Annotated in this window: 25 protein-coding genes; 4 read left to right on the top strand and 21 right to left on the bottom strand. The window is 47.0% G+C overall.

From position 1 onward, the window contains the following. Nucleotide 1: 1 nt before the first annotated feature. The 3 genes from ACFSRY_RS19910 to ACFSRY_RS19900 all read right to left on the bottom strand — a co-directional run bounded on the left by ACFSRY_RS19910 (nt 2) and on the right by ACFSRY_RS19900 (nt 2,697). Entirely contained in the window at nt 2-1,657 is a 1,656-nt protein-coding gene (locus ACFSRY_RS19910) for a bifunctional metallophosphatase/5'-nucleotidase (protein ID WP_377512382.1), read from the bottom strand. A gap of 4 nt (nt 1,658-1,661) precedes the next feature. Continuing rightward, entirely contained in the window at nt 1,662-2,120 is a 459-nt protein-coding gene (locus ACFSRY_RS19905) for a hypothetical protein (protein WP_377512379.1), read from the bottom strand. Nucleotides 2,121-2,343: 223 nt separating this feature from the next. Continuing rightward, the gene (locus ACFSRY_RS19900) at nt 2,344-2,697 is read right to left on the bottom strand and encodes a hypothetical protein (RefSeq protein WP_377512376.1); all 354 of its coding nucleotides are present in this window, start codon (nt 2,695-2,697) and stop codon (nt 2,344-2,346) included. Between the two features lie 193 nt (nt 2,698-2,890). Between ACFSRY_RS19900 and ACFSRY_RS19895 the strand changes: the two genes are divergently transcribed. The 4 genes from ACFSRY_RS19895 to ACFSRY_RS19880 all read left to right on the top strand — a co-directional run bounded on the left by ACFSRY_RS19895 (nt 2,891) and on the right by ACFSRY_RS19880 (nt 7,421). Then, nucleotides 2,891-3,283, top strand: a complete 393-nt coding sequence (locus ACFSRY_RS19895) for a rhodanese-like domain-containing protein (RefSeq protein WP_377512373.1) — start codon at nt 2,891-2,893, stop codon at nt 3,281-3,283. A 3-nt stretch (nt 3,284-3,286) separates the two neighbouring features. Beyond that, nucleotides 3,287-4,225 carry a YeiH family protein gene (locus tag ACFSRY_RS19890; RefSeq protein WP_377512370.1) on the top strand — a complete coding sequence of 313 codons (939 nt, stop codon included), beginning with the start codon at nt 3,287-3,289 and terminating at the stop codon, nt 4,223-4,225. A 99-nt stretch (nt 4,226-4,324) separates the two neighbouring features. Next, entirely contained in the window at nt 4,325-5,773 is a 1,449-nt protein-coding gene (locus tag ACFSRY_RS19885) for a bifunctional metallophosphatase/5'-nucleotidase (protein ID WP_377512367.1), read from the top strand. 25 nt (nt 5,774-5,798) lie between these two features. Next, a complete protein-coding gene (locus ACFSRY_RS19880; protein WP_377512364.1) occupies nt 5,799-7,421 on the top strand; it encodes a bifunctional metallophosphatase/5'-nucleotidase in 1,623 nt (540 codons plus the stop codon). A gap of 79 nt (nt 7,422-7,500) precedes the next feature. Here the strand turns inward: ACFSRY_RS19880 and ACFSRY_RS19875 are convergent, their stop codons facing one another. The 18 genes from ACFSRY_RS19875 to ACFSRY_RS19790 form a co-directional block, all read right to left on the bottom strand. After that, nucleotides 7,501-8,421 carry a sterol desaturase family protein gene (locus ACFSRY_RS19875; RefSeq protein ID WP_377512361.1) on the bottom strand — a complete coding sequence of 307 codons (921 nt, stop codon included), beginning with the start codon at nt 8,419-8,421 and terminating at the stop codon, nt 7,501-7,503. Nucleotides 8,422-8,441: 20 nt separating this feature from the next. Beyond that, a complete protein-coding gene (locus ACFSRY_RS19870) occupies nt 8,442-8,888 on the bottom strand; it encodes a DsrE family protein (RefSeq protein ID WP_377512357.1) in 447 nt (148 codons plus the stop codon). Between the two features lie 124 nt (nt 8,889-9,012). Beyond that, entirely contained in the window at nt 9,013-9,648 is a 636-nt protein-coding gene (locus ACFSRY_RS19865; protein ID WP_377512354.1) for a TlpA family protein disulfide reductase, read from the bottom strand. 55 nt (nt 9,649-9,703) lie between these two features. After that, on the bottom strand, nt 9,704-10,588 hold the full coding sequence (locus ACFSRY_RS19860; RefSeq protein ID WP_377512351.1) for a DoxX family membrane protein: 885 nt from the start codon (nt 10,586-10,588) through the stop codon (nt 9,704-9,706). Between the two features lie 141 nt (nt 10,589-10,729). Then, a complete protein-coding gene (locus ACFSRY_RS19855; protein WP_377512348.1) occupies nt 10,730-11,092 on the bottom strand; it encodes a hypothetical protein in 363 nt (120 codons plus the stop codon). A 66-nt stretch (nt 11,093-11,158) separates the two neighbouring features. After that, the gene (locus tag ACFSRY_RS19850; protein ID WP_377512345.1) at nt 11,159-11,905 is read right to left on the bottom strand and encodes an MFS transporter; all 747 of its coding nucleotides are present in this window, start codon (nt 11,903-11,905) and stop codon (nt 11,159-11,161) included. A 214-nt stretch (nt 11,906-12,119) separates the two neighbouring features. Beyond that, nucleotides 12,120-12,533: a YeeE/YedE family protein gene (locus tag ACFSRY_RS19845; RefSeq protein WP_377503791.1), complete on the bottom strand. Its 414-nt coding sequence runs from the start codon at nt 12,531-12,533 to the stop codon at nt 12,120-12,122. 100 nt (nt 12,534-12,633) lie between these two features. Beyond that, a complete protein-coding gene (locus ACFSRY_RS19840) occupies nt 12,634-13,191 on the bottom strand; it encodes a YeeE/YedE family protein (RefSeq protein ID WP_377512342.1) in 558 nt (185 codons plus the stop codon). Nucleotides 13,192-13,278: 87 nt separating this feature from the next. Beyond that, the gene (locus ACFSRY_RS19835) at nt 13,279-13,605 is read right to left on the bottom strand and encodes a rhodanese-like domain-containing protein (RefSeq protein ID WP_377512339.1); all 327 of its coding nucleotides are present in this window, start codon (nt 13,603-13,605) and stop codon (nt 13,279-13,281) included. A 173-nt stretch (nt 13,606-13,778) separates the two neighbouring features. After that, nucleotides 13,779-15,191 (bottom strand): MBL fold metallo-hydrolase, encoded by a 1,413-nt coding sequence (locus tag ACFSRY_RS19830; RefSeq protein WP_377512336.1) that lies wholly within the window; start codon nt 15,189-15,191, stop codon nt 13,779-13,781. Nucleotides 15,192-15,319: 128 nt separating this feature from the next. Next, nucleotides 15,320-16,183 (bottom strand): sulfite exporter TauE/SafE family protein, encoded by an 864-nt coding sequence (locus tag ACFSRY_RS19825; RefSeq protein ID WP_377512333.1) that lies wholly within the window; start codon nt 16,181-16,183, stop codon nt 15,320-15,322. A gap of 158 nt (nt 16,184-16,341) precedes the next feature. Further along, on the bottom strand, nt 16,342-16,989 hold the full coding sequence (locus ACFSRY_RS19820) for a Crp/Fnr family transcriptional regulator (RefSeq protein WP_377512330.1): 648 nt from the start codon (nt 16,987-16,989) through the stop codon (nt 16,342-16,344). Nucleotides 16,990-17,010: 21 nt separating this feature from the next. Further along, nucleotides 17,011-17,250: a hypothetical protein gene (locus ACFSRY_RS19815; RefSeq protein WP_377512327.1), complete on the bottom strand. Its 240-nt coding sequence runs from the start codon at nt 17,248-17,250 to the stop codon at nt 17,011-17,013. After that, nucleotides 17,247-18,236: a thioredoxin-disulfide reductase gene (trxB, locus tag ACFSRY_RS19810; protein WP_377512324.1), complete on the bottom strand. Its 990-nt coding sequence runs from the start codon at nt 18,234-18,236 to the stop codon at nt 17,247-17,249. Before trxB ends, ACFSRY_RS19815 begins: the two co-directional genes overlap by 4 nt. A 244-nt stretch (nt 18,237-18,480) precedes the next feature. Further along, nucleotides 18,481-18,681, bottom strand: a complete 201-nt coding sequence (locus ACFSRY_RS19805) for a hypothetical protein (protein WP_377512321.1) — start codon at nt 18,679-18,681, stop codon at nt 18,481-18,483. Continuing rightward, entirely contained in the window at nt 18,668-18,979 is a 312-nt protein-coding gene (locus tag ACFSRY_RS19800) for a rhodanese-like domain-containing protein (protein WP_185196002.1), read from the bottom strand. The genes ACFSRY_RS19805 and ACFSRY_RS19800 overlap by 14 nt, the downstream gene beginning before the upstream one ends. 57 nt (nt 18,980-19,036) lie before the next feature. Further along, entirely contained in the window at nt 19,037-20,380 is a 1,344-nt protein-coding gene (locus ACFSRY_RS19795; protein ID WP_377512318.1) for an MBL fold metallo-hydrolase, read from the bottom strand. A 177-nt stretch (nt 20,381-20,557) separates the two neighbouring features. After that, the gene (locus ACFSRY_RS19790) at nt 20,558-21,955 is read right to left on the bottom strand and encodes a porin (RefSeq protein WP_377512315.1); all 1,398 of its coding nucleotides are present in this window, start codon (nt 21,953-21,955) and stop codon (nt 20,558-20,560) included. Nucleotides 21,956-22,001: the final 46 nt, after the last annotated feature.

Raw genomic sequence — 22,001 nt, 5'->3', positions numbered from 1 at the left:
CTTATCTGAATTCGTAATCTACGTTTGGCAGCTGCGAAAGTACCGGTGACTCCAGGTCCAGCACTTTGGCTCTTCCGTCAATTTTAGGAGATACCGTGCCATTCTTCTTCAGGTACTCTTCCATCACATCGTGAACTGTATAATCCAGCACTTTCGGGTTTTTGGCGTTCGGCATGCGGCACAGCACATGGTCTGGCTCACCGGTTCTACGGCAGGCAGCCATGGTGTATTCCTTCTTCAGGTCGAGTGGCTTGCCACCCACCGTAATAGACTGCACACGCTCTCCTTTAGGTGCATTAGCTTTGAAGGTTAACTCCATACCTGAAAAACGGATTACCCAGCCGCCAAATCGCTCCAGCGGCTTCTCGGCAAACACGTTGTGCAGCTCCTGTTCCATCCAATCTTTTATCTGCTGGCCAGTAGCCTTGCCTGTTTTCACATTCTCGTTCACAGGCAGCATGTTCCAGATGTCGCTGTAGGTGATAGGCGCCCTGCCTGAGGCATCCGGTACGATCGGAGTACCAAAACGGAAACCGTTTGAAATGGCAATGTCAGCGCCGGTCTTCCAGCGAACCGCGTCGGTGATCATGTTGTCCAAGGCATTCTCCACCACCAGGTAACGGTAGAGTGGTTCCGTGGTATAGCCCAGCACTCTTTCCATCTGCTGCTTGTATGGAGCTATCTGCTCGTCAACTATTTTTTGCACGATTGGGTCTGCCGGATATTTCTTTGGGTCTACATCAATCAGCTCATAGTTCTGGTTTACTATTTTACCATCTTTCACCTGCAGGTCCAGGCGACCAACAAAGGAACCGAATCCGCCCGGCTCTACTACCTGTGCATACTTGCGCTTCAGCGGCTTTCTGATTCTCTCATGCGTATCGTTGCCCAACACAAAGTCCACGCCTTCAATTTCAGGTTGATCAGCCAGGTAAATCTGTTTGGAAATGCCTAGGTGCGTTACCAGGAACAGGATGTCGACGCCTTTTTCTTCTTTCAGCTCTTTGATAAGCGGTTGCAGGTTGTCCTCTAGCCCTTTAAAAATAAGGCCTTTACTGAAGACTGGGTTTTGGCGAACAGGCACTTCGGGGTCGTTGTAGGAGATAAAGCCCAGCTTTACACCTTTCATATCTTTAATGATGTACGGTGGGTAAAGCATGGCTGAAGTAGACTCATCGTAGATGTTAGCGCATACTACCGGCTTGCCATACGAGGCTAGTATACTGCGCATCTTCTGGCTGCCGAAAATTACTTCCCAGTTGCCCGGAATCAGGAAGTCATAGTCCATCGCTTTGATGACAGGAGCAATAGCATCACCTTCCGACATGGCGGCCACAGCGCTTCCCTGTATCAGGTCACCACCATCCACAATCACAGTGCCTTCAGGATTTTCTTCCTTTACCTGTTTGAAGAGGGTCTGGATGTTGGCCATACCGCCGCGCTCTTTAAACACAAATTCGCTGTTCTCGATAAACATCTCTTGATGTGGCATCAGCTGCCCATGGATGTCTGCAGTCTGTAAAATGGTGATGGTTTCAATGCCATCGTTGCTGGCTGTTGTTTCTCCCTGCTCCGTTGTCTGGCAGGAGGTCATCCACAGACCTGCAAGCGGAAGAGCAGTAAGTAGTGTCTTTTTAAATAGGTTAATCATTTTCATGTTGTTAAGGGTGGATAACGAGGTATTTCTTTGCCTGCAGCTGGTATAACCGGATATAACCGTTAGAAATCACGGCGGCAGCTGTTGGCAGGCTTTTCTTATCTATCTGGTGTCTGTCCAGCGCAATTTGGCAAACAGTCACGCTGAAGGCCCCATCTGACTTTTCCTGGATGAACTTTCCTAACTCCTGTTCTGCGGTAATGCTCTTTACCGCATTTCCGATGGCAATCACTTCGAAGTGCTGCACCGGTACTCCGGAGTTTTTAAGCTGCTGATAGGTCTCCCAGGCACCTTTTATATGTTTATCTTCTTTGGCTAAAAAGGCATAGGTTCTGTGGTGTTGTAAGTCAGCCCTTTCTGTAGCAGTAAGCGGGGGAAGACTTTGGGCAAAGCTTGTACTGCTCGTTAGCCACATAAGCAAAAGCACAAGGGGCGAAAGTGCGGATAGTTGATTCAACTTCATATCATTTGAATATAGTGGGACAATAGTATCGTATGGCGGAAAGCCTGCTGTTTAGCTTTATCTCGCAATAGCATCCTCTATGGAGGCGGATGGTTGTGTCATGCAGATACAAGGCATGCGCAGATCCTCTCGAGCAGGTATGTTTTCTGAATAAAGGAAGGAAACGACCTGCCATAGAGTTGACTCCCCGAAAGGAACGGGGCAGTAATCCAATAGGAAAAATCTAGCTATGCCGGGGCGGGTCAGGCTCCAAAAATTTACTGGGGGAGTAGTAGTTTATCTGATTGAACCCGGATTTCTGGTATGCCAGGTATAGGGGTATAAACACAAAGGTATTAGCGGCTGCCGTGCTAATCAGCTTTACAGAACAATGAATTTCAACAGCCCCATCTTTCTGCCCGTTTTTGGTATCTGGTGCTTTGTTTAGCAGTTGCTTTAAATAGATGGCTTTCTCAGCCGATGCCGCTAACTGCTTTTGAGCTTCTTTCCTCAGACAAACCTTCTTAATAGACACTCCCGCACGCTCTCCTGGCACGAAGCTGATGATGGTCAGCGTCGAAAGATGTAGGATTAACATCAAAAGGGCCCATATGTGCAGGTAGTGCTTCAAGTACAGGTTTTAAGTTTTATAACGCAGTGCTGCTGTGATATTTTACAAAACAAGCGAAAGCGCATGAGCTTCACTGTGACATTTGTCACATAGTTTCAGAATGCAATGTTTGTACTTGCAAGCTATAGCATGTTTAAAAGCTTAAACTGATACAATAACTATGAACTATGTAGTAAAACTAATTGCCTTCGTGCTGCTTTTTGGATTTAGCAGTTGTCAGCAGGAAACAGGTAGTACAAACGTAAACTTAAATGCAACTGAAGTAAAGCAGCTTGTTGAATCTGATCAGGAAGTGGTGGTGCTGGATGTACGTACACCCTCCGAATTTCAGGGTGGCCATCTGGAAGGCGCGGTGAACATAGACTATACTTCACCGGATTTTGAACAGGAAATAGCAAAACTGGATACAGCCGCCACCTACCTGCTATACTGTAAATCCGGGAACAGAAGTAGTCGTGCAACAGCAGTCATGAAGCGCCATAATTTCAATAACATTTACAACGCAACTGTAGGGTTTGACGCACTCAAATCAGCAGGGATACAAACAAACTAAACGGTGGAGATTACAAGTAAAAGATACACTCAGCTAGGCATTTTCTGGCTCATATTGTTGCTGATCGTAGCAACCGATCTGATCAGTGCACCGCTCGCTTTGTTCTCAGGTATCGTATTAGGCCTAGTTTTCGATAATCCTTATCCTACAAAGCTGAGCAAGGTGACCAAGTACGCGCTGCAAGCTTCGGTAGTAGGATTGGGTTTCGGCATTAACCTGTACCAGGTGGCGGAAACCGGCTTAACAGGCTTCTTCTATACGGCCATCTCGCTTATTGCCACCATGGTGGTAGGTTTACTATTGGCGAAGCTTTTTGGCGTGGAGAAAAAGCTCAATCACCTTATATCGGCGGGTACGGCTATTTGTGGAGGAAGCGCGATTGCAGCCGTTGCCCCGGCTATCAAAGCATCTGAAAAGGAAATCTCCGTAGCGCTGGGCGTTGTGTTCATACTAAATGCGCTGGCTTTGTTTGTTTTCCCATTCATTGGCAATCAGCTGCAATTATCGCAGGAGCAATTCGGTATTTGGGCCGCTATTGCCATACATGATACCAGTTCCGTCGTGGGGGCAGCCACGGAGTTCGGTGAAAAGGCACTCGAAATTGCCACTACGCTTAAACTCACGCGGGCGCTTTGGATACTCCCGATGGTCCTGATCACGGGCTTTCTGTTTAAGTCTGAAGGCAAAGCAAGCTTCCCAAAGTTCATACTCTTCTTCCTGGTCGCATCCCTGTTCAGCACATTTCTGAGTGGCCTGAGCGAAGTGTATAGCTGGCTGACCCTGCTGGCCCGAAAAGGCTTGATTGTCAGCTTGTTTTTAACAGGTGCAGGCATCAGCATGTCGCTGCTCAGAACCATCAGTATCAGGCCATTCCTGCAAGGAGTAGTACTTTGGCTGGTTGTGGCCACAGGTTCTCTGCTGGCTGTCTACTATGTAGTTTAACAGGTTAGCAGGATTATTTAATCCCGTCTATCTTAAAACACTAAACTCAAGGGCGACACAGCTAGTTAAACCTAGTTGAATAGCCTTACCTCCTCAACTATGGAAAAACAAATGAACCTCACCATTCTTCAGCTCAACGATACCCATGCCTACCTGGAGCCACACCAGGAGATGTTCTGGGAGGGTGGTATAACGAAATACCGTGGGGCAGGCGGCTTCGCTAAAATAGCAGGGTACTTAAAGCAACTCCGCCATGAAAAGCAGGATGCGGTGCTGGCACTGGATTGTGGCGACACGTTTCATGGCACCTATCCAGCTGTAGCTTCGAAAGGGGAAGTGATGGTACCTGTGCTGAACGAACTTGGCCTGGCAGCCATGACGGCCCATTGGGAATTTGCCTATGGGCCAGAGCAGTTTAAGAAGATCACAGCGCAGCTGAACTACCCTATGCTAGCCATCAACATCTACGATAAGCAAACCGAGGAGCTGGTATACAAGCCCTATGTGGTACAGGAGGTGAACGGGGTAAGAGTAGGCGTGATTGGGATAGCCTGTAACATCGTCGATAAGACCATGCCACCCCATTTCAGTGAAGGCATTTACTTTACACTGGGTAACAAAGAGCTTCCGGGCTACATTCAAAAGCTAAGGCAGGAAGAAAAGGTTGATTTAATTGTTCTGATTTCTCACCTCGGCTTCCCGCAAAACATGAAGCTGCTTTCCGAAGTGGAAGGTATAGATGTCTGTCTGAGTAGCCACACCCATTACCGAACCTCTAAAGCCATAAAACGAGGGCAGACGATTGTAATTGAGTCTGGCTGCCATGGTTCCTTCCTGGGGCGGCTGGATCTGATCATTGAGAAAGGCAGGATTACCAACTATAAACATGAGCTGGTAGAAGTCTCAGCCCAATTACCTGTTGATGGCAGGATGCAGGAGCTGGTTCAGCAAGCTGTTCAGCCTTACCAAAAAGAGCTAAGCAAGACAGTGGGGGAGACGGCTACGGTGCTGGACCGGAACAACATCCTGGAATCTACCATGGATAATTTCCTGCTGCAAAGTATGCTACACGCAACAGGAGCAGAGCTGGCTTTTTCGAATGGCTGGCGTTACGGAGCGCCTATTGTGCCTGGGTCTGTTACCCTGAACGACCTTTACAACATCATTCCCATGAATCCGCCTATACAAACGGTGGAACTGACAGGGCAGGAACTGCAAGACATGCTGGAAGAGAATCTGGAGAAAACGTTTTCGCCGGACCCCTACGCACAGCAAGGTGGCTTTGTAAAACGGTGTATGGGATTAAGGGCCTTTATAAAAATAGAAGCACCCAAGGGTACCCGTATCCAAAAGCTTTTTGTGAACGACGAAGAACTGGACTTACAGCGAACCTATAAGGCTTCTTTCGTGACGGTGCAGGGCGTGCCTTCAGCGTATGGTACCAACCGCGCCGACGCAGGTATAAAGGCTATCGAAGCTATGAAGCAATACCTGGATAATCACTCACCTGTCCGTGCTGACCTGCTTGGCACTTTCATGGCTGTATAAAACTCACCAATCAAACTATAATACTATGAAGTTAAGTATGCGATTCGGCATCCCATTTATGATGGCGCCACTTATACTTGCCGGCGCCTGTACAAATTCAAAACCGGCAGCAACTGCTGCAAGCGAAATGACAGGAAAAGAACAGAAATCGATCAGCATTTTGCACACCAATGACATGCACGGCTCTTACATGCCTTTCCTGACGACAACTGGTAATGCGACGGCACAAACAGGCGATGCTGGTCGTGACACGCTTGTCACATTCGATAAAGCAGCCAGGATAGGTGGCTTTGCTTACCTAGCCAGCGCTGTGAAAAAAGTGCGAAAGGAGAAAGGTGCAGATAATGTGTTGCTGGTTGATGGGGGCGATACCTTTAGTGACGACCAGCTGGGCAACCTGACCAAAGGAGAAGCCATGATCCGCTTCATGAATGCAATAAATTATGATTTGATGGCGCTCGGAAACCATGATTTTGATTATGGTTTGCAGCGCACGCGCGAACTGCAGCAAATGGCAACCTTCCCGATGCGGGCAGCCAATATCACGGATGACAACACACAGCAACCTATTTTCGGAGAACCTTATGTCATTAAAGAAAAGAATGGGGTAAAGGTGGCGATTCTGGCGCTTGGCTACCGCAACACACCTATAACCGGCAACCCGGAGAACGTGAAAGGACTCAGATTTAAGGTGGGGCAGGAAGTCGCGCAAACCTATGTGCCTGAGCTCCGAAAGAAAGCCGATATTGTGGTGGTGCTTTCGCATGAAGGGACGGCTGTGGATTACAAAATGGCCCGCGAAGTAGCAGGTATAGATTTGATTATAGGTGCACATAGCCACGACATACTCGAGCCAAGAAAGAAGATAGGGCAGACCTATGTGGTGCAGGCGATGTCAGACGCGGCGGTATTGGGCGAAACAGAACTGATAGTCAGGGACCAACAACTGGTTGATGTAATAACACATCATCATTGGCTCTGGAACGAGCCCTTGCAGCCTGATGCAGCCATGCAGGCTATGATAGACCAGCAGCGGAAACCACACCTAGATAAGCTGCAAGAGCACGTGGTGGAAAGCAAGGCAACGATCGGCAGACAGTATAAATCTGAAAGCCCGTTTGATAAGCTGGTAGGTAATCTGCTGCTTGAAGGATTCAAAGGGGATGTAGCCATCATGCCGGGAGTGGGTTATGGTATCTCTATCAAGACAGGTCCCGTGACAAGTGAAGATGTATACAAACTGTTGCCACACCCCTCCAGGATTGTGACCTTAACTATGACAGGGCAGCAACTAAAGCAGACACTGGAGCAAGCGGCCAAAAACCTAAAGCCGGCTAACAAACTGGAAGCGGTGGGTGGTCTTATTCAGATAGCTGGTATTCGCTACGAAATGGACCTTACCAAGCCAATCGGAGAACGAATCAGCAATATCCAACTAAATAACCAGCCTATAAATGATACTCAAAACTATAAGATTGTCACACACAACGGCTTACTCACCGGATTGCACAACTTCGATGAGATAGGCAAGGGGCAAAAAATCAACAGAACAGAGCAGCCATTAACCGACTTCATCATTCAGAAGTTAAAGGAATTGAAGGCAGTAGACATGCCAGCTAATATGGGCGAAGTGACTATAAAGCGTTAAGTATTATCTACTTCCCAAATAAAAGCCCCGTGGTAAAACTTTACCACGGGGCTTTTATTTAACCAGAAAGCTTAACCTGTTATACTTTCTCCAAGTGTTTTACTTCTTCCGATACACTTAATTTAACGCTTGAGCGATTATTCAGGAATGGTTGTAACTGCTGATCTACAAACGACTCCGGATATTGCTCTACATCATCAAAGCCTAGTGCAATATCCCTGCCATCTGAAGGCATATAAGCAGTACGAAACAGGTAATCCCAAACACTTAAGCTAATGCCATAGTTTGCCCCATAGCGACGCGGCATATGCTTGGCGTGGTGCCAGATGTGCATCTGGGGATTGTTAAACAAGTAGCGCAACGGACCTAACGGAACATGGATGTTGGCATGGTTAAAGTGCCCGATAGAAGTCGCAAAAATGTGCACTAGAAAGAAATCCTGAATACCAAAGCCTATCATGGCCAGGGGTAGGTACTCTATAGTTCTATAAACTATCGTCTCGCCCCAATGAAAGCGCAAGTGAGCTGCAAAGCCCATTTGTTGCACCGAATGATGAACCTTGTGAAAGCGCCACAGAAATTCGGAGCGGTGCAGCAGCCGGTGTATATTCCATTGTATAAAATCACGGACTACAAACAAAGTGAGCAGCTGCCCCCAAACAGGCCACGACTGCACTTCAAAAGCTACCAGGTTGGTAATGCCAAACAGCGACAGGAAATCATTGAATGCTTCTACACCTATGTTGGAAATGGCATTGAACCCGATAAGTGAAAACAGGAAGAAGTTGAAGAACATGTAAAAGCCATCCAGCCTGAAATCCTTTCGGAGTATAGCCTGTTGGGTACGCCAGGGTTTAACTATTTCTAAAAGCCAAAAGAAAAGCGATAAGCCAATCAGCCAGTAGAAATAGTTACCCCAACTCGGATTCAGAACTTCCTGCAAAAGGTAATTCCCATAATCCTTAAAAGAAGAGACGAAGATCTGCCAGTATTTTGCCAATAGCTATGCTTTTATAGTTTCTAAAACTTAATGTAACTCCAGCCTTCTTCCTGTTTGGTTACTATTTCACCTATGCCCATTGGTACGGTTGGTATATTTGGCAGAAGCTGACTCTTTTCTACTTTAGCTCTTTTCATCGTGTTCTCACAAGCAGCAAAAACTACTCCTTTGCCTTGTAGTTCTTTTATGGAATTGGCTTGGGTAGATTTTCCTGTAATCAATAGGTTGAGCGCTTTGCCGTGGACCACCACTTCGATCTGTGCATCTGGCCAGCCGCGTTTGATGTTATTTAACTGGCGCATCAAGCTTGCATGCATGGTGGTGTCAGCTACAGATAGATCGTAAACAATCTTGCGCTGCGACGGTGTTTCCGTTTTTTTAGCTTTCGACTTAGTTTGCGCCTGGGTCATGGAAATAGGCGCTACCAGCGTAGCCACCAGCACCATCATAATCAGTTTCAATTTCATAATTTGTTTGATTAAGTATGTGATTAGCTAAATCCTTATGTTTTGAAGTATAGCTTCAATAATTTAATTGGTTGTAAGCCATATGTATAGTTCACTTCTCGCAAACTATGCATATGGATAGATATTACTTTTTCACCATTCCCTGCAGGAACTCGACAACTTCCGGTGTGTTATAATCGGCCATACCTTCCTGCTTGGCTACGATCTTACCTTCCGGCGAAATGATAAATGTGGTAGGTATAGCATTCGAGTAAAACTCTTGCGGGAACTGGCTAGCCGGCAAGTACACCGGGAATGAATAGCCTTTCTTGTCGATGTACTTTTTTACCTTTTTCATACCATCTTCATCTACCGACAGCATCACAAAGGCAATTTTATCGGAGCCTACCTTGTCGTATAGCTTCTGGATGTTGGGCATTTCCGCTATACACGGCGGACACCAGGTAGCCCAGATGTTCAGGAATACTACTTTGCCTTTCAGGCTTTCAAATGCTACCTGCTTGCCTTGCAGGTCTACCATCTTAAAACCAGCTCCGGCCATTTCAGTATTGGCAACTACAGCGGCATCTACAACTGCTGTAGCATCAGGATTTTGTAATGTTTCCGGCACATCTGCGTTTTTAATGCCCGTAGCCAGTAATAAGCGCTGCACCTGGCCTATGGCCTCTGTATGCAAACCAGTTAAGTATAAAATTCCAAAAACGCCAAGCATCACGGCCCAACCCGGTATATCCTTTATAGAAAATTTCTTCTTATTCATGCTGTTGATTTGTTAATGAAGCTAAATTAGCTGAATCTTTTAAGGTGTTATGTGACTAAAGTTCCACAGTCGTATAGCCTTTTTGCTTAAGGTCAAACATGTAAGTAAGGCCGTTTGGCGTGATTTCTACTCCATCCACCAAATCGGCAGCAATTATGTTGAACTGCTTCAGTGACATTCCGCAAAGCATGTATGTAACGCCGGAAGCCCTGCCTTTCGCAATTTCTGCAGCCATACCACCGTCTTTTTTGAAGGCTTCAACCGACTTCCCGCAGGCCATTACCACAAACGAATCACGGTTATATTTGCTGTCTTTGGTGATCGTCTCAGCAGTATTTACGGCGGCTTTCAGGTGGTTTGGCTGGCTGATGAGTACGGCATAGTTCGTGTTTACAGCAGGTGCGGTTGTAACCTGATGTGTGGTATTCTGAGCGCTTGTCGTGGCGCAGGAACCAAGCAATACCATCAGCCCGATAGCTACTATAGTTACATAACCCTTATTTCGTGCCGGTATAGGAATGATTCTCTTTTTCTGTTCCAGGAGCGTGTCTATACTATAGTATACAGCGCCATTTATGATAAAGAAAATGAGCAGACCAAGCAGCGCCACATTTTTAAATAAAGGGCCATAGTCTCCGCTGCCTACCTGTACGGTCAGCGTGATCGGTATCAGGATAGCCAGTAATCCGACAGAAGCCAGTTTGGTTTTAAAACCAGCTAACAGCATAAAGCCACCTACAAGCAGACCAACACCTGATAGTAGAATAAGTGTTTCGGCTGGTGCTATCCAGGTGGCAAGGTGCGCAAACGGAGCTTTTTCTAGACGGGCAGCTGCACCGGTAGTTTTTAAGAAATGACTTACACCAGCCATAATAAAGATTAGACTGCCCAGGCTACGCAGCACCAGGAATGATATTTTTTGTTTTGGAGTAGATTCCATACGTTTTGATTTTTCTTAAAATAACTTGTTAGATAAAGTATAAGCATACCTATAGCAATCACCTATTGGGGAAGTTGTGGTATGGCAGCACCAACTGTAACTGTGAATAGACAAGCTGATGCATTTAAAATCTGGTGTATTTTAAGAAAGCCGGGGCGGCTCAGGGTCATACTCCAATACAGGAGCAAAATGCTTCCGGATGTGTGGAAGTATAAATTTGTATGGTGATACAAAAGAGATAAAATGCTCTGAAGGCAGCTCATTAACGATGGCATATACCTGTTGGCTGCAATCCCAGGCTACACCTGCTGTATTGTTCTGTTGATTAGAGTGTGTCTGGTGTTTCAGGCACTTCTTTTCACAAGACTGTTCGCCTAAATGCTTGCTGTATTTGCAGCCTTTTTTTAGGGCTGCCTGCTGGGCAAAGCTACGCATACTGCTGCTCTTCGGCATCGTGAAAAGCAGTAGCATAAGGCTTACAAATAACAGCAGGTAGTATTTCATATGTTTTTATGCGCTATAGTATCTTTTTAGTAAGCTTATAGCCAGAAACTATAGTTGATAATATGATTAGGTAGCTTTAACAAAAGTAGTGCTACATTCTTTACTGTGCCACAGCAGCTTTTTAGTACAGCACATCCTGTATTCTGAGAGTAGTCCGGCACCCACAGTAAGTATAGCGGTACCAAGTATAACAGCCTGCAACCCAAACAGGTCGCCGAATACACCGGCAGCTACTGCTCCGGCTACATAGCCGAAGTCGCGCCAGAACCGGAAGATGCCCAGGCTCTGCGGCCTTTGGCTTGGGTGCGTGTTCTCGGCCACCACCGCCAGAAAGTTGGGGTAGACAAGCGCAGTACCTGCACCAAGTATAATGAGCGCTGCCACCAGAACAGGGTAGGAGCCAGCAAACAAAAGCATTGCAATCGCAACACCCTGTATCATCATACCTATACTCAGCAGCTGCTTTTTACAGAGCATATCGCCCAGCTTCCCTGTTACCAATTGCCCCAGCCCCCACACAACGGGGTAAATGCCCGCCAGTAAACCTATCTCAGTTAGAGAGTAACCTTTTGTACTGAGCAGTACCGGCAGCAGGCCCCACAGTATACCATCGTTCAGGTTATTTACAAAGCCGTTCAGGGTAACAGAACCGAGATTAGCGTGGCGCCAGGTGGTATCTTTCCAAGTGTTGCGCAGCAGCGGGAGTGTAGTTGTAGCTGTTTCCGTTTGCACGTGTGCATGCGTGTCGCGCACCAGGAAATGGGTAAGCAGTAAACCAATGATAGAGAAAGCAATACCCGGAACAAAAGCCATGGTTACATCGCCGGTAGCAGAGGCAATATATCCAGCAAGGAAGGCAACCAGTCCCACAGCCAGAACTGCCCTGCGTTTTCCTGTAAGCCAAGTTTAGTATCAGTTGGTTGCGTCATGTTGCTATACTTTTAAGTGGTGGGTTAACATGCCTGAAAGCCACCGCTAAAACAGCAAATGGCCTTCAAAACATAGTCAACTTCTAGCCAAGTTATACTTAATGGGGCAGTTTGTCGCGGAGCACCCCGTACATGTAAGTGCCAGCCAGCGCACCGGCTATAGCCACAAATATGGCCCAGTAGCTAAAACCAATGTTCACGAACATCGGTCCCGGACATGCACCTGTCAGCGCCCATCCCAATCCGAAAATGGTGCCGCCTATTATATAGCGCGGAACAGACATTTCTTTGGGTGTGAACACGATCGGGTTGCCCTGAAAATCGCGCAGCTTGTACTTCTTGATCAGGAACACAGCGATCGCACCCAGCACTACGGCCGTGCCGATGATGCCATACATATGGAAGGCCTGGAAGCGAAACATCTCCTGGATACGGAACCAGGAAATGGCCTCCGACTTGCTCATCACGATACCGAACAATATGCCGGCCAATATAAATTTTATTCCTTTCACGTCGCTTTCAAATTATGGATTAGAAATTATACATTATGAATGATGCACGAGCAGTGTCTTCAGTCCTCTGGCGCTCATAATTCATACTTTGCTGCCCTTGTTAAAATATCAGCGGCAGCAGGATAAAGGTGCTGATCAGGCCACCGATGAAGAAGCCTATCACCGCGATAAGCGAAGGCAGCTGCAGGTTCGAGAGTCCGCTGATGGCGTGGCCTGAGGTACAGCCTCCGGCGTAGCGGGAGCCGAAACCGATGGCAAAGCCTCCCAGCAGCATCACCAGGAATCCCTTAATTGAAAAGATCGCCTCCAGGCTGAATAGTTCTTCCGGTTGCAGGTCGTCGGGAGCAGAGAAGCCCAGCTCCCGCAGGTCCTGAACAGTTGCCTGCGAAATCTGCAGGGGGGTGTCCCCGGCCAGAAACTCCGCCGAGATAAAGCCGCCCAGTACGGCGCCTACCAGGAACAGCAGGTTCCAGGTTTGGGAGCGCCAGTCAAAGTCAAAGAACTTGACGTTCTTGCCAGCCCCGCAGGCCGTGCAGATGGTGCGCAGGTTAGACGAAAAGCCAAACGACTTCCCGAAGAAGAGCAGCAGCACCATCACAAAGGCGATCAGGGCGCCCGACGTGTACCACGGCCACGGTTGCCTCAATAATTCTAACATCTCTTAGTAGTTTAGTTAATGGTAGCGAGCAGGGGAGGAGCCAAGTCGCGGGCTCCCCTGTTTGCCTGCTCATGTTTTGTAATTAAATTATCTTGGCCAGGCACCAACGCCTCCTGCCAGGTTATGCGCTTTGAAACCCTCTTTGCTCATCATGTCGCAGGCCGAGCCGCTGCGGTTGCCACTGCGGCAGAACACGAAGTACTCCTTGTCCTTGTCCATTGTTTTCAGCGCCTGCTGGAACTGAGCAGATGTCACGTCCAGGTTTTTGGCGCCTTTGATGGAGCCTGAGGCAAACTCGCCGGCTGTCCTTACGTCCAGCAGCTCCGCCTTGGGAGAGTTCTGGTATTTGGTTCTGAATGTGGTACCGTCCAGATCTTCATAGTTCTTGGGAGCGGATTTAAATATATTGAACATGGCTTTACTTGTCTTTTAAATTTTACTGTGATTTAATTGCAATACAAAGGTCGGAATTTGTGGGGCCTTCGTCAGTGACTTAGGTCACGCAGGGAAGAGAAGTTCTCTAAAACTCAAAGGCTGGCGCAGCATCACACCACGCCAGCACTTCAAGCGTCTTTAACTATAAGAAATTATTTCAGCGTGCTCGGGCAAACAAAAGCTGTTTTTGGTATACTGGTTTCAGCAATCGCCTTAAAGCCACCCTCCACGTTTACCACATACTCATAGCCCCTGGCTTTGAGTATAGAAGCTGCGATCATAGAGCGGTAACCACCAGCGCAATGCAGGTACATGATCTCTTCTTTCGGCAGCTCAGCCAAGTGCTCGTTCAGGTAATCCAATGGGGCGCTTTGTGCCGTCTCAACATGCTCTGCTTGGAACTCGCCTGGCTTGCGTACGTCTACCACTTTAATGGTATTGTCTTGCTCAAAGTCATTGGCAAACTCTTCTGCAGAGATAGAATTGATAGTGTCTACTTCTTTGCCAGCCTGCTTCCATGCATCCACTCCGCCTTTCAGGTAACCAATGGTATAGTCGTAGCCTACGCGTGCTAAACGGGTCACTACTTCTTCTTCACGGCCTTCGTCTGTTACCAGCAGGATCTGCTGCTTGATGTCCGGAATCAGCGTGCCTACCCACGGAGCAAAGTTACCGTCGATGCCGATGTTGACAGCGTTAGGTATAAAGCCGGCTGCAAATGTCTCTGGCTTACGTGTATCAAGTACCAGGGCGCCCGTTTCGTTGGCAGCTGCTTCAAAAGCTTCCGGTGTTAGGGCCTGCAGACCTTGCTCCAGCACACTATCAAAGTTATCGTAGCCTTCCTTGTTCATCTTCACGTTCAGCGGGAAATAGCTTGGAGGCGGTGTTAAGCCATCTGTCACTTCCTTGATGAACTCTTCTTTTGTCATATCGGCACGAAGGGCGTAGTTCGTGTTTTTCTGGTTACCCAGTGTATCGCTGGTCTCTTTGCTCATGTTCTTACCACAGGCGGATCCCGCCCCGTGTGCCGGGTATACTATGATGTCATCCGCCAACGTCACAATCTTGTTGCGCAGCGAGTCATACAGGTGGCCTGCCAGCTGGTCTTGCGTTAAGTCAGATTTTGCAGCCAGATCCGGACGTCCCACATCTCCGATAAATAACGTGTCGCCAGAGAACAGCGCATAGTCTTTACCATTCTCATCTAACAACAGATACGTGGTGGATTCCATCGTATGGCCGGGTGTGTGCAGTACTCTTATAGTTACATCACCCAATTTAAATTCTTCACCGTCTTTCGCAATGTAAGCGTCATATGTAGTCTTTGCATTTGGTCCGAAAACTATAGTGGCACCCGATGCCTTAGCTAGATCCACGTGCCCCGACACGAAGTCGGCGTGGAAGTGCGTCTCCAGCACATACTTGATAGTGGCATTGTCTTTCTCTGCTTTTTCCAGGTATGGTTTAACTTCGCGCAATGGGTCAATGATAGCTGCTTCGCCGTTGCTTTCGATGTAGTATGCGCCTTGTGCCAGGCAACCGGTATAGATCTGTTCTACTTTCATGGTAGCTGATTTTATGGTTATTAATTTTTTAGCTTTTAAGTCTTGCTGTCACCCCTCTTACCTTAATGACATCACAAATTTCGGAATAAGATTGGCCTGTGTCTGTGACTTATATCACGCTAAAAGGCTTATGCGAAAAATATTTCTTTGATGATGATGTAGATACCCATTACCAGCACAAACCAGCCAAAAGAAGTCTTCAGTTTATCAGCGTGGATCTTAGTAGATAAGTAGGTGCCAATGAAGATACCAGCGATGGAAATGGCTGAGAAAATACCCAGAAACAACCAATCAATCTCGTAGTTAAACACGTCTCCGATAAATCCAAACAGCGATTTTACAGCAATGATAAGCAAGGATGTACCCACAGCCATCTTCATGTCCAGTTTACTGAAAAGTACCAGCGCTGGGATGATCAGGAAGCCACCGCCTGCACCAACCAGTCCGGTAAGTGTACCCACCACCAGTCCTTCAGCCAGAATGCCGCCATAGTTGAACTTTGGTTTCGGGTGCACTTCTTTTGGATCTGTGTGTTCTACATCCAGTTCGGTGTCAATGTTCTCATCTACCACATCAGCTGGTTCTGCCGGTACTTCCTTTTTCTTTTTGATCATGGAGATGGAAGCAAACACCATCAGCCCGGCAAACAAGAGCATCAGGAGCACGCCTTTGGTTACTGCCAGATCACCAACTGTGAATAAATTTTCGGGTATAGCAGGCACCAGGTAACGCCGCGTCAGGTATACTGCCACGATGGAAGGCAAGCCAAATACGACAGCCGTTTTCATGCTGACCAAGCCTTTCTGGTAGAATTTATAAGAACCTACTAAACTAGTAAGGCCAACTATAAACAAAGAGTAAGCCGTTGAAATGACCGGACTCAGACCCAGCAAGTATACCAGAACCGGTACGGTAAGTATAGAACCGCCACCACCTATCAGGCCAAGTGATAAACCAATGAGTAAAGCAGCGATGTATCCAAGTATTTCCATTTTCTTTAAGAGTTTTAACTTAATGTCTGATACAAAAGTAGGGCAGCATTAATGGGAGTACAGTGACTGTTGTCACACATGTAAAGTTTGTTTAGAGTTTTAAAAGTAAAAGGCGGCCTGATAATTTATCAGGCCGCCTTTTACTTTTGGTTTACTACCTAAACTATATCCAGGTCATGTACTTCTATGTAATTTCGGTGTAGCGTGATGGCGCCGGTTTGCTCTAGTTTTTTCAGCAGCCTGGATATTACTTCGCGGGAGCTGCTGAGTTCATTGGCAATCTGTTGGTGCGATAGTTTTACTTCGTTTCCGCTTACTTTTACATGGCGTCGCAAGTAAAATATAAGACGCTCGTCCAAGGCTTTAAATGCGATGCTATCCAGGGTCTGCAGGAGCTCTTCAAAGCGTTGGCGATACGAAGCGATCACGAAGTTGTGCCAGGTTTTATACTTGGCCAGCCACAGCTCTGACAGGTGTGATGGGATCAGGATGATCTCGGATTCATCCATTGCTTTTACCATGATCTGGCTCTGTTCATCACGTGCGGTACACATCATGGAAAGGGCGCAGGCATTCCCCGGCTCCAGATAATACATCAAAAACTCATTACCATCTTCGTCTTCGCGATACACTTTCAGCAGACCTTTAGAAAGCAGCACAGTAGATTTAATATATTGGCCGGTACGCAAGGCTTCTTCACCCTCTTCAAGGTGCTTAATGGTGCTCTGCGCCAGTATCTCTTCCTGCAGGGGCTGCTCTAACTGTGAGAAGTTTTTCAGTAGTTCTTCTTTATTTACACTTTCCATATTTTATCCTTTACGTCTTTCCTATTTAATAGGTCCGGTAGTATCTTTTGTGTGTTGTTTAGTTTCTGACACGCTGCAGCCCGAAGGCCCGCAACAGCCTGTATTCATAAAAGCTTGCCCTAAAAGCAGAATGGCAAATGCACCAACCAATACATCGCTTGCCGCGATAGCCTGTACCAAAAGCGCTAAACCTAGCACCAGACGAATCCAGCGGGCCAGGTGCCACCCAGTCAATAGCTGATATTTCAAGGTCTTTATCATGTCTTTTCAGTTAAGCTAAACGTTGCATCCTGCTCATGTTCCATTGCATGTTCCGATTCCAGAGACGCCAGGTAACGCTCCGCATCCAGGGCTGCCATACAACCTGAGCCTGCTGCTGTCACCGCCTGGCGATACGTGAAGTCCTGCACATCGCCACAGGCAAAAATGCCATCTATATTTGTCTTGGATGTACCCGGTATGGTTCGGATATAGCCGTTCTCTTCCAGGTTCAGGTAATCAGCAAATATGTCGGAGTTTGGCTTATGGCCAATGGCTACAAAGAAACCTTTTACTGGTATCTCCCGCAATTCATTGGTGACTGTGTTCTTTACCCTGATGCCTTCCACAGCCTGATCACCCAGAATTTCGTCAGTTACGGTGTTCCAAAGGATTTCTATGTTTTTAGTTCTCTTCACCCGATCCTGCATAATGGTGGAAGCGCGCATTTCGTCGCGGCGAACAATCATGTATACTTTGTTCGTCAGGTTAGCCAGGTAAGTAGCTTCTTCTGCAGCCGTATCGCCGGCACCAACTATAGCTACATCCTGCCCACGATAGAAGAAGCCATCGCAAACCGCGCAGGCAGAAACGCCACTACCATTCAGGCGCGCTTCGGATTCCAGTCCCAGCCATTTGGCTGATGCCCCGGTAGAAATGATGACAGTATGTGCTTCTATTACTTTCTGGTCGTCTATAGTTACTTTGTGTGGTTTAGATGAGAAATCTACTGAAGTAGCAATACCATAACGCACATCGGTACCAAAACGCTCGGCCTGCTTTTTAAAGTCTTCCATCATCTGCGGACCATTGATGCCATCCGGGTAACCTGGGTAGTTCTCTACATCGTTGGTAATCGTTAACTGGCCACCTGGTTGAAGACCCTGATATAATACCGGGTTAAGTCCGGCTCTGGATGCATATATCGCAGCTGTGTAGCCTGCTGGACCAGAACCAATGATCAGAACTTTTACTTTTTCGGTTTCCATAAGAAATATATTTATGTCATAAGACCGACTCTTTCAGGTCTTAAGCAATTGTGGCAAATGTAATGTATGATAACAGCTTAACTATAAGAGCTGTTAGAACTATACAAAGGAAATATTTTAAGTTATAGTTGTATGTGATTTTAGTCACAAAAAAGTAAGGTGATACAATGTTGAAAGCTGTTGGCATTCTTGTAAAATAGCAACTGCCTGTACCAACATAGTACAGGCAGTTGCTTATAGTCTTTTACTTCTTAGCTATAAATCTTCTGGAAAAGATAGCACCTGCTACTGTTCCGTAAATCGTGCTGTTAAGTGGGCTGGAAGTAATCAGGCAGCTACCGTTACAACCATAAAAAGCATAAATCAGATAACCTATTATGGCCCCGATAGTCATGCTCAACACCAGCTTTGTGCCGGCATTAAGGGAAAGCTTATTCAGTTTCATAAGGCCAGTTACCAATGCCACCACTCAGGTTATAGAGTTTTGTAAATCCTTGTCCCGCCATATAGTTGCAAGCCTGGGCACTTCTGTTACCCGATCGGCAGTATAGCACATAGGGTTTGTCTTTATCCAGTGCATCCACCTTTTGTGGAAACTGAGCATCCATCAGGTCTATTACCTGTGCGCCTGGTATTTTACCCTGGCTTACTTCCATTGGGGTACGAACGTCCACCACAACGGCATCAGGCTGTTCTTCCTTTAGCTTTTTCAGCTCTTCTCCGGATATGTCTTTATAGTTCATGGTCGTTATAGTTAAAGTAAGCAGGAGACCCGTGTGGGCAGGGTCTCCTGTTTGTTTTTATTTATTTTTAAGTTCTGTAACAGCTTCGCTCATGTCCAGCACCTTCACCTCTGGCAGGGCGGATTCTACAATGCTGCTTCCCGCTGCGGAACGGTAACCGCCGGCACAATGCACTACCACAGGTTTATCAGTTGGAATCTCCTTCACGCGTTCGCGCAGTTCCGGCAGTGGAATGTTGATGGCCTTTTCAAAGAATTTACCCGACTTTACTTCTGAAGTGTTGCGGATGTCCACGATGGTATAGTCTTCTTTGTTGGCTTCAAAAGCTGATCTGTCAAAGCTATCGCTCGTTTCGCCGTCCTGCTTGTCGTATACAAAAGCCCCTTTTATCAGCAGCTCATACCCGATCTTGGAAGCTTTGGCAATTAGTTCGTTCAGTTGTTCGTCGCTTTCGCCTATCAGGTAATAGCTCTCGTTCGGGCTAACGATACTTCCCAGCCATGTTTCAAACTTACCACCGTTCTGAATGTTGATCGCACCTTTGTAGTGACCTTTCTTAAACACGCTTTCCGGTCGGGCATCAACTATAACAGCACCGGCTTCTGGCTTAAAGTTCTTCTCTAATTTTGCTACGCCTTCCACACTTGGTTTATAGTCTGGCGCGCCCTGTTTGTTCAGGCCTACATCGTAGCCAAAGTATTTTGGTACAAAAGGCTGATCTTCGGTCAGCACCTTTACGAACTCGTCTTCGCTCATCGGCTTCAGGGCGTAGTTACCCAGCTTTTCATCACCAATGGTGCTGCTGTTGGCATCACTCAGGCCTTTACCGCAAAGCGAGCCAGCACCGTGCGCCGGGTACACTACCACATCGTCGGCCAGCTTCATCAGTTTTTCGCGCGTACTTTTATACATCTGGCGAGCCAGTTCTTTGCGTTTGGCCGTAACGTTACCGGCACTCTCTCTCAAATCCGGACGACCTACATCACCTATAAACAAGGTATCTCCAGTGAACACGGCCTTGTCTTTTCCTTCATGCTCAAGCACAATGCTGATGCCGTCAGGGGAGTGGCCTGGTGTGTGCAGCGACTTCAGTTTAACTTCTCCCAACTGCAGTTCTGCACCTTCATCAAAAGCCTGGTGCGGATAATCGGCACCGACCATACTATGCATGTAAATAGTGGCGCCGGTTTTCTGGTGTATCTCCAGGTGCGAGCTCACAAAATCAGCATGTGGGTGCGTTTCGATAACAGCTGTAATCTTAGCGTTGTTCTCTTGGGCGTAATCATAGTATGGCTGCGGATCGCGGGCCGGGTCAATCAGTATTACTTCCTTTGAGCTTTCGCTCAGGATAGCATATGCATAGTGAGCTAAGCCCTTGTCTTCAAACTGTTTAATTTTCATAGATTTTTGCTGTTTTATAGTTGATTGAACTTTCTGATACAAAATTAAAGTATATGAAAGCCATGTTCAGTGATGTTTGTCACACAACTAATTGTACTGTATAAGCTTATGATTTGATATGCCTGGTAGGGTAAGCGCAATGCCCAAATTGTGAAGCTGATGCCCATGCAAAAAAGCTTAGAAGTTAAGCTGCGTTACAAAGTTTACATTGTGAAAGTTGGTAGTGTAGTACATTGCTTCGATTGGCAAGTCTGTACCAGGTGATGTTCTTCCCACATAGAGCAATCGAAAGTTCAGCCCTTTCAGCACTGGTTTTGCAGGGCTATAGTTTATGTCGGCTAACCAGCCAATGTAAGAGACGGCTCCATACTTGTTGTGCGTATAGTTTTCCCGACCCGGCATCCAGGTTTTGGAAGCAGCGGCTTCTATAGTTAGCCTGTCTGACCAGTGCTTTTTAACTTTCGCTACAAGTAGGTCTGATTTGCCTGTGCCTTCCATTCTACCCCTGGAGATTGTTGCGAAGAACTGCTCACGGCCCCATTCACGCGGAAACAGAAAGCGCCCGTCCCCATCAATATGCAGGTAATTAAGTGACATGTTCCAGCTATTTGGTTCATATGCTATTTGCCCACCTACCAGCCACTGTTGTTGGTCTGGGAAATAGGCATGCGATTCTTCCGGATTGCCCCCTTTACCAACCTGTACCTGGTATAGACCTTCTATACCAGCTTTTACTCGCGGTATAATTTCTATAGTTGTCCGGCCGTAGCTGGTATTAGATACATTCTCTATCCAGTAGTTCCATACTTCAGCAGTGATGCTATACTGAACCGCCCCTGTATTTACTTGTAAGCCTGTTACGGCAACACCTTTGGTTTCAGTATGGTGTGCATAATTTGAACGATTGCCCTGTGCATCAACACCTACAGGAAAAGTACCTATTGACTCACCCGCTTTAAACCACTCTACTGTACTTCTGGGTGAGAAATGATCAAACCAGGCAAGTGTCAGGCGTGCTTTGTCTTTTATTGGAAGCTGAATACTGATACCCTGAAAGGAGTAAGGCTTCATGCGGGTATCCTGCGGGTTCATCAGGGGAGAAGTGAAGCTAAAACGGCCAGCTTTCGCGTGCAGCCAATCTACTTTATACTCCAGGTATAGTTCATCCAGGCGGTCCAGGTCGGCTTTGTTTTCCGGGTCTTCCACATCAAAAAGCTCCAGCTCCAGCTTAGGGTGTTTACCTGTTACAGGATCCTGATGTTCCATGCCGGATGAGATCAGGTTATAGGTAAACAACCCGGCAAACCCCACTCTGAAGCCATGGAGCGGAGCTGTTTTATAGGCTATCTCTGCACCGATGGCATTGGCATAGTTATCAGATAGATCGCGGTGGTTCCAGGTAGCCATAAAGTAATTCCGTACATGCCCATGCACAGTGCCTTTTGTAAAAAGCTCCTGCACGCTGTTTACCTGTACAGTGTCCGGTTGGTGTGCCTCGTGATGTTTTTGGGCAGAAGCCGTACCCCAGCCAATACTGGCAGCCAGCATAGCCACCAGGGTAAATCTATTACGCATTTTGTTTGTTGTAAAAAATATGTGCAGCCTGAGCTGCACATAGAAG

This window comes from Pontibacter locisalis (assembly GCF_042684605.1).
GTDB lineage: Bacteria > Bacteroidota > Bacteroidia > Cytophagales > Hymenobacteraceae > Pontibacter > Pontibacter locisalis.
Note: the sequence above shows the minus strand (reverse complement) of the source record. Positions and strands in the feature narration are given on the sequence as shown.

What these genes read in the sequence shown, in the direction of transcription:
- ACFSRY_RS19790 (WP_377512315.1), bottom strand. Translation starts at nt 21,955, where the DNA reads ATGCGTAATAGATTTACCCTGGTGGCTATGCTGGCTGCCAGTATTGGC.
- trxB (WP_377512324.1), bottom strand. Translation starts at nt 18,236, where the DNA reads ATGGAAACCGAAAAAGTAAAAGTTCTGATCATTGGTTCTGGTCCAGCA.
- ACFSRY_RS19840 (WP_377512342.1), bottom strand. Translation starts at nt 13,191, where the DNA reads ATGTTAGAATTATTGAGGCAACCGTGGCCGTGGTACACGTCGGGCGCC.
- ACFSRY_RS19835 (WP_377512339.1), bottom strand. Translation starts at nt 13,605, where the DNA reads ATGTTCAATATATTTAAATCCGCTCCCAAGAACTATGAAGATCTGGAC.
- ACFSRY_RS19830 (WP_377512336.1), bottom strand. Translation starts at nt 15,191, where the DNA reads ATGAAAGTAGAACAGATCTATACCGGTTGCCTGGCACAAGGCGCATAC.
- ACFSRY_RS19900 (WP_377512376.1), bottom strand. Translation starts at nt 2,697, where the DNA reads ATGTTAATCCTACATCTTTCGACGCTGACCATCATCAGCTTCGTGCCA.
- ACFSRY_RS19880 (WP_377512364.1), top strand. Translation starts at nt 5,799, where the DNA reads ATGAAGTTAAGTATGCGATTCGGCATCCCATTTATGATGGCGCCACTT.
- ACFSRY_RS19805 (WP_377512321.1), bottom strand. Translation starts at nt 18,681, where the DNA reads ATGAAACTGAATAAGCTTTCCCTTAATGCCGGCACAAAGCTGGTGTTG.
- ACFSRY_RS19905 (WP_377512379.1), bottom strand. Translation starts at nt 2,120, where the DNA reads ATGAAGTTGAATCAACTATCCGCACTTTCGCCCCTTGTGCTTTTGCTT.
- ACFSRY_RS19815 (WP_377512327.1), bottom strand. Translation starts at nt 17,250, where the DNA reads ATGATAAAGACCTTGAAATATCAGCTATTGACTGGGTGGCACCTGGCC.
- ACFSRY_RS19870 (WP_377512357.1), bottom strand. Translation starts at nt 8,888, where the DNA reads ATGAAATTGAAACTGATTATGATGGTGCTGGTGGCTACGCTGGTAGCG.
- ACFSRY_RS19825 (WP_377512333.1), bottom strand. Translation starts at nt 16,183, where the DNA reads ATGGAAATACTTGGATACATCGCTGCTTTACTCATTGGTTTATCACTT.
- ACFSRY_RS19850 (WP_377512345.1), bottom strand. Translation starts at nt 11,905, where the DNA reads ATGGCTTTTGTTCCGGGTATTGCTTTCTCTATCATTGGTTTACTGCTT.
- ACFSRY_RS19860 (WP_377512351.1), bottom strand. Translation starts at nt 10,588, where the DNA reads ATGGAATCTACTCCAAAACAAAAAATATCATTCCTGGTGCTGCGTAGC.
- ACFSRY_RS19885 (WP_377512367.1), top strand. Translation starts at nt 4,325, where the DNA reads ATGGAAAAACAAATGAACCTCACCATTCTTCAGCTCAACGATACCCAT.
- ACFSRY_RS19795 (WP_377512318.1), bottom strand. Translation starts at nt 20,380, where the DNA reads ATGAAAATTAAACAGTTTGAAGACAAGGGCTTAGCTCACTATGCATAT.
- ACFSRY_RS19855 (WP_377512348.1), bottom strand. Translation starts at nt 11,092, where the DNA reads ATGAAATACTACCTGCTGTTATTTGTAAGCCTTATGCTACTGCTTTTC.
- ACFSRY_RS19865 (WP_377512354.1), bottom strand. Translation starts at nt 9,648, where the DNA reads ATGAATAAGAAGAAATTTTCTATAAAGGATATACCGGGTTGGGCCGTG.
- ACFSRY_RS19910 (WP_377512382.1), bottom strand. Translation starts at nt 1,657, where the DNA reads ATGAAAATGATTAACCTATTTAAAAAGACACTACTTACTGCTCTTCCG.
- ACFSRY_RS19800 (WP_185196002.1), bottom strand. Translation starts at nt 18,979, where the DNA reads ATGAACTATAAAGACATATCCGGAGAAGAGCTGAAAAAGCTAAAGGAA.
- ACFSRY_RS19895 (WP_377512373.1), top strand. Translation starts at nt 2,891, where the DNA reads ATGAACTATGTAGTAAAACTAATTGCCTTCGTGCTGCTTTTTGGATTT.
- ACFSRY_RS19820 (WP_377512330.1), bottom strand. Translation starts at nt 16,989, where the DNA reads ATGGAAAGTGTAAATAAAGAAGAACTACTGAAAAACTTCTCACAGTTA.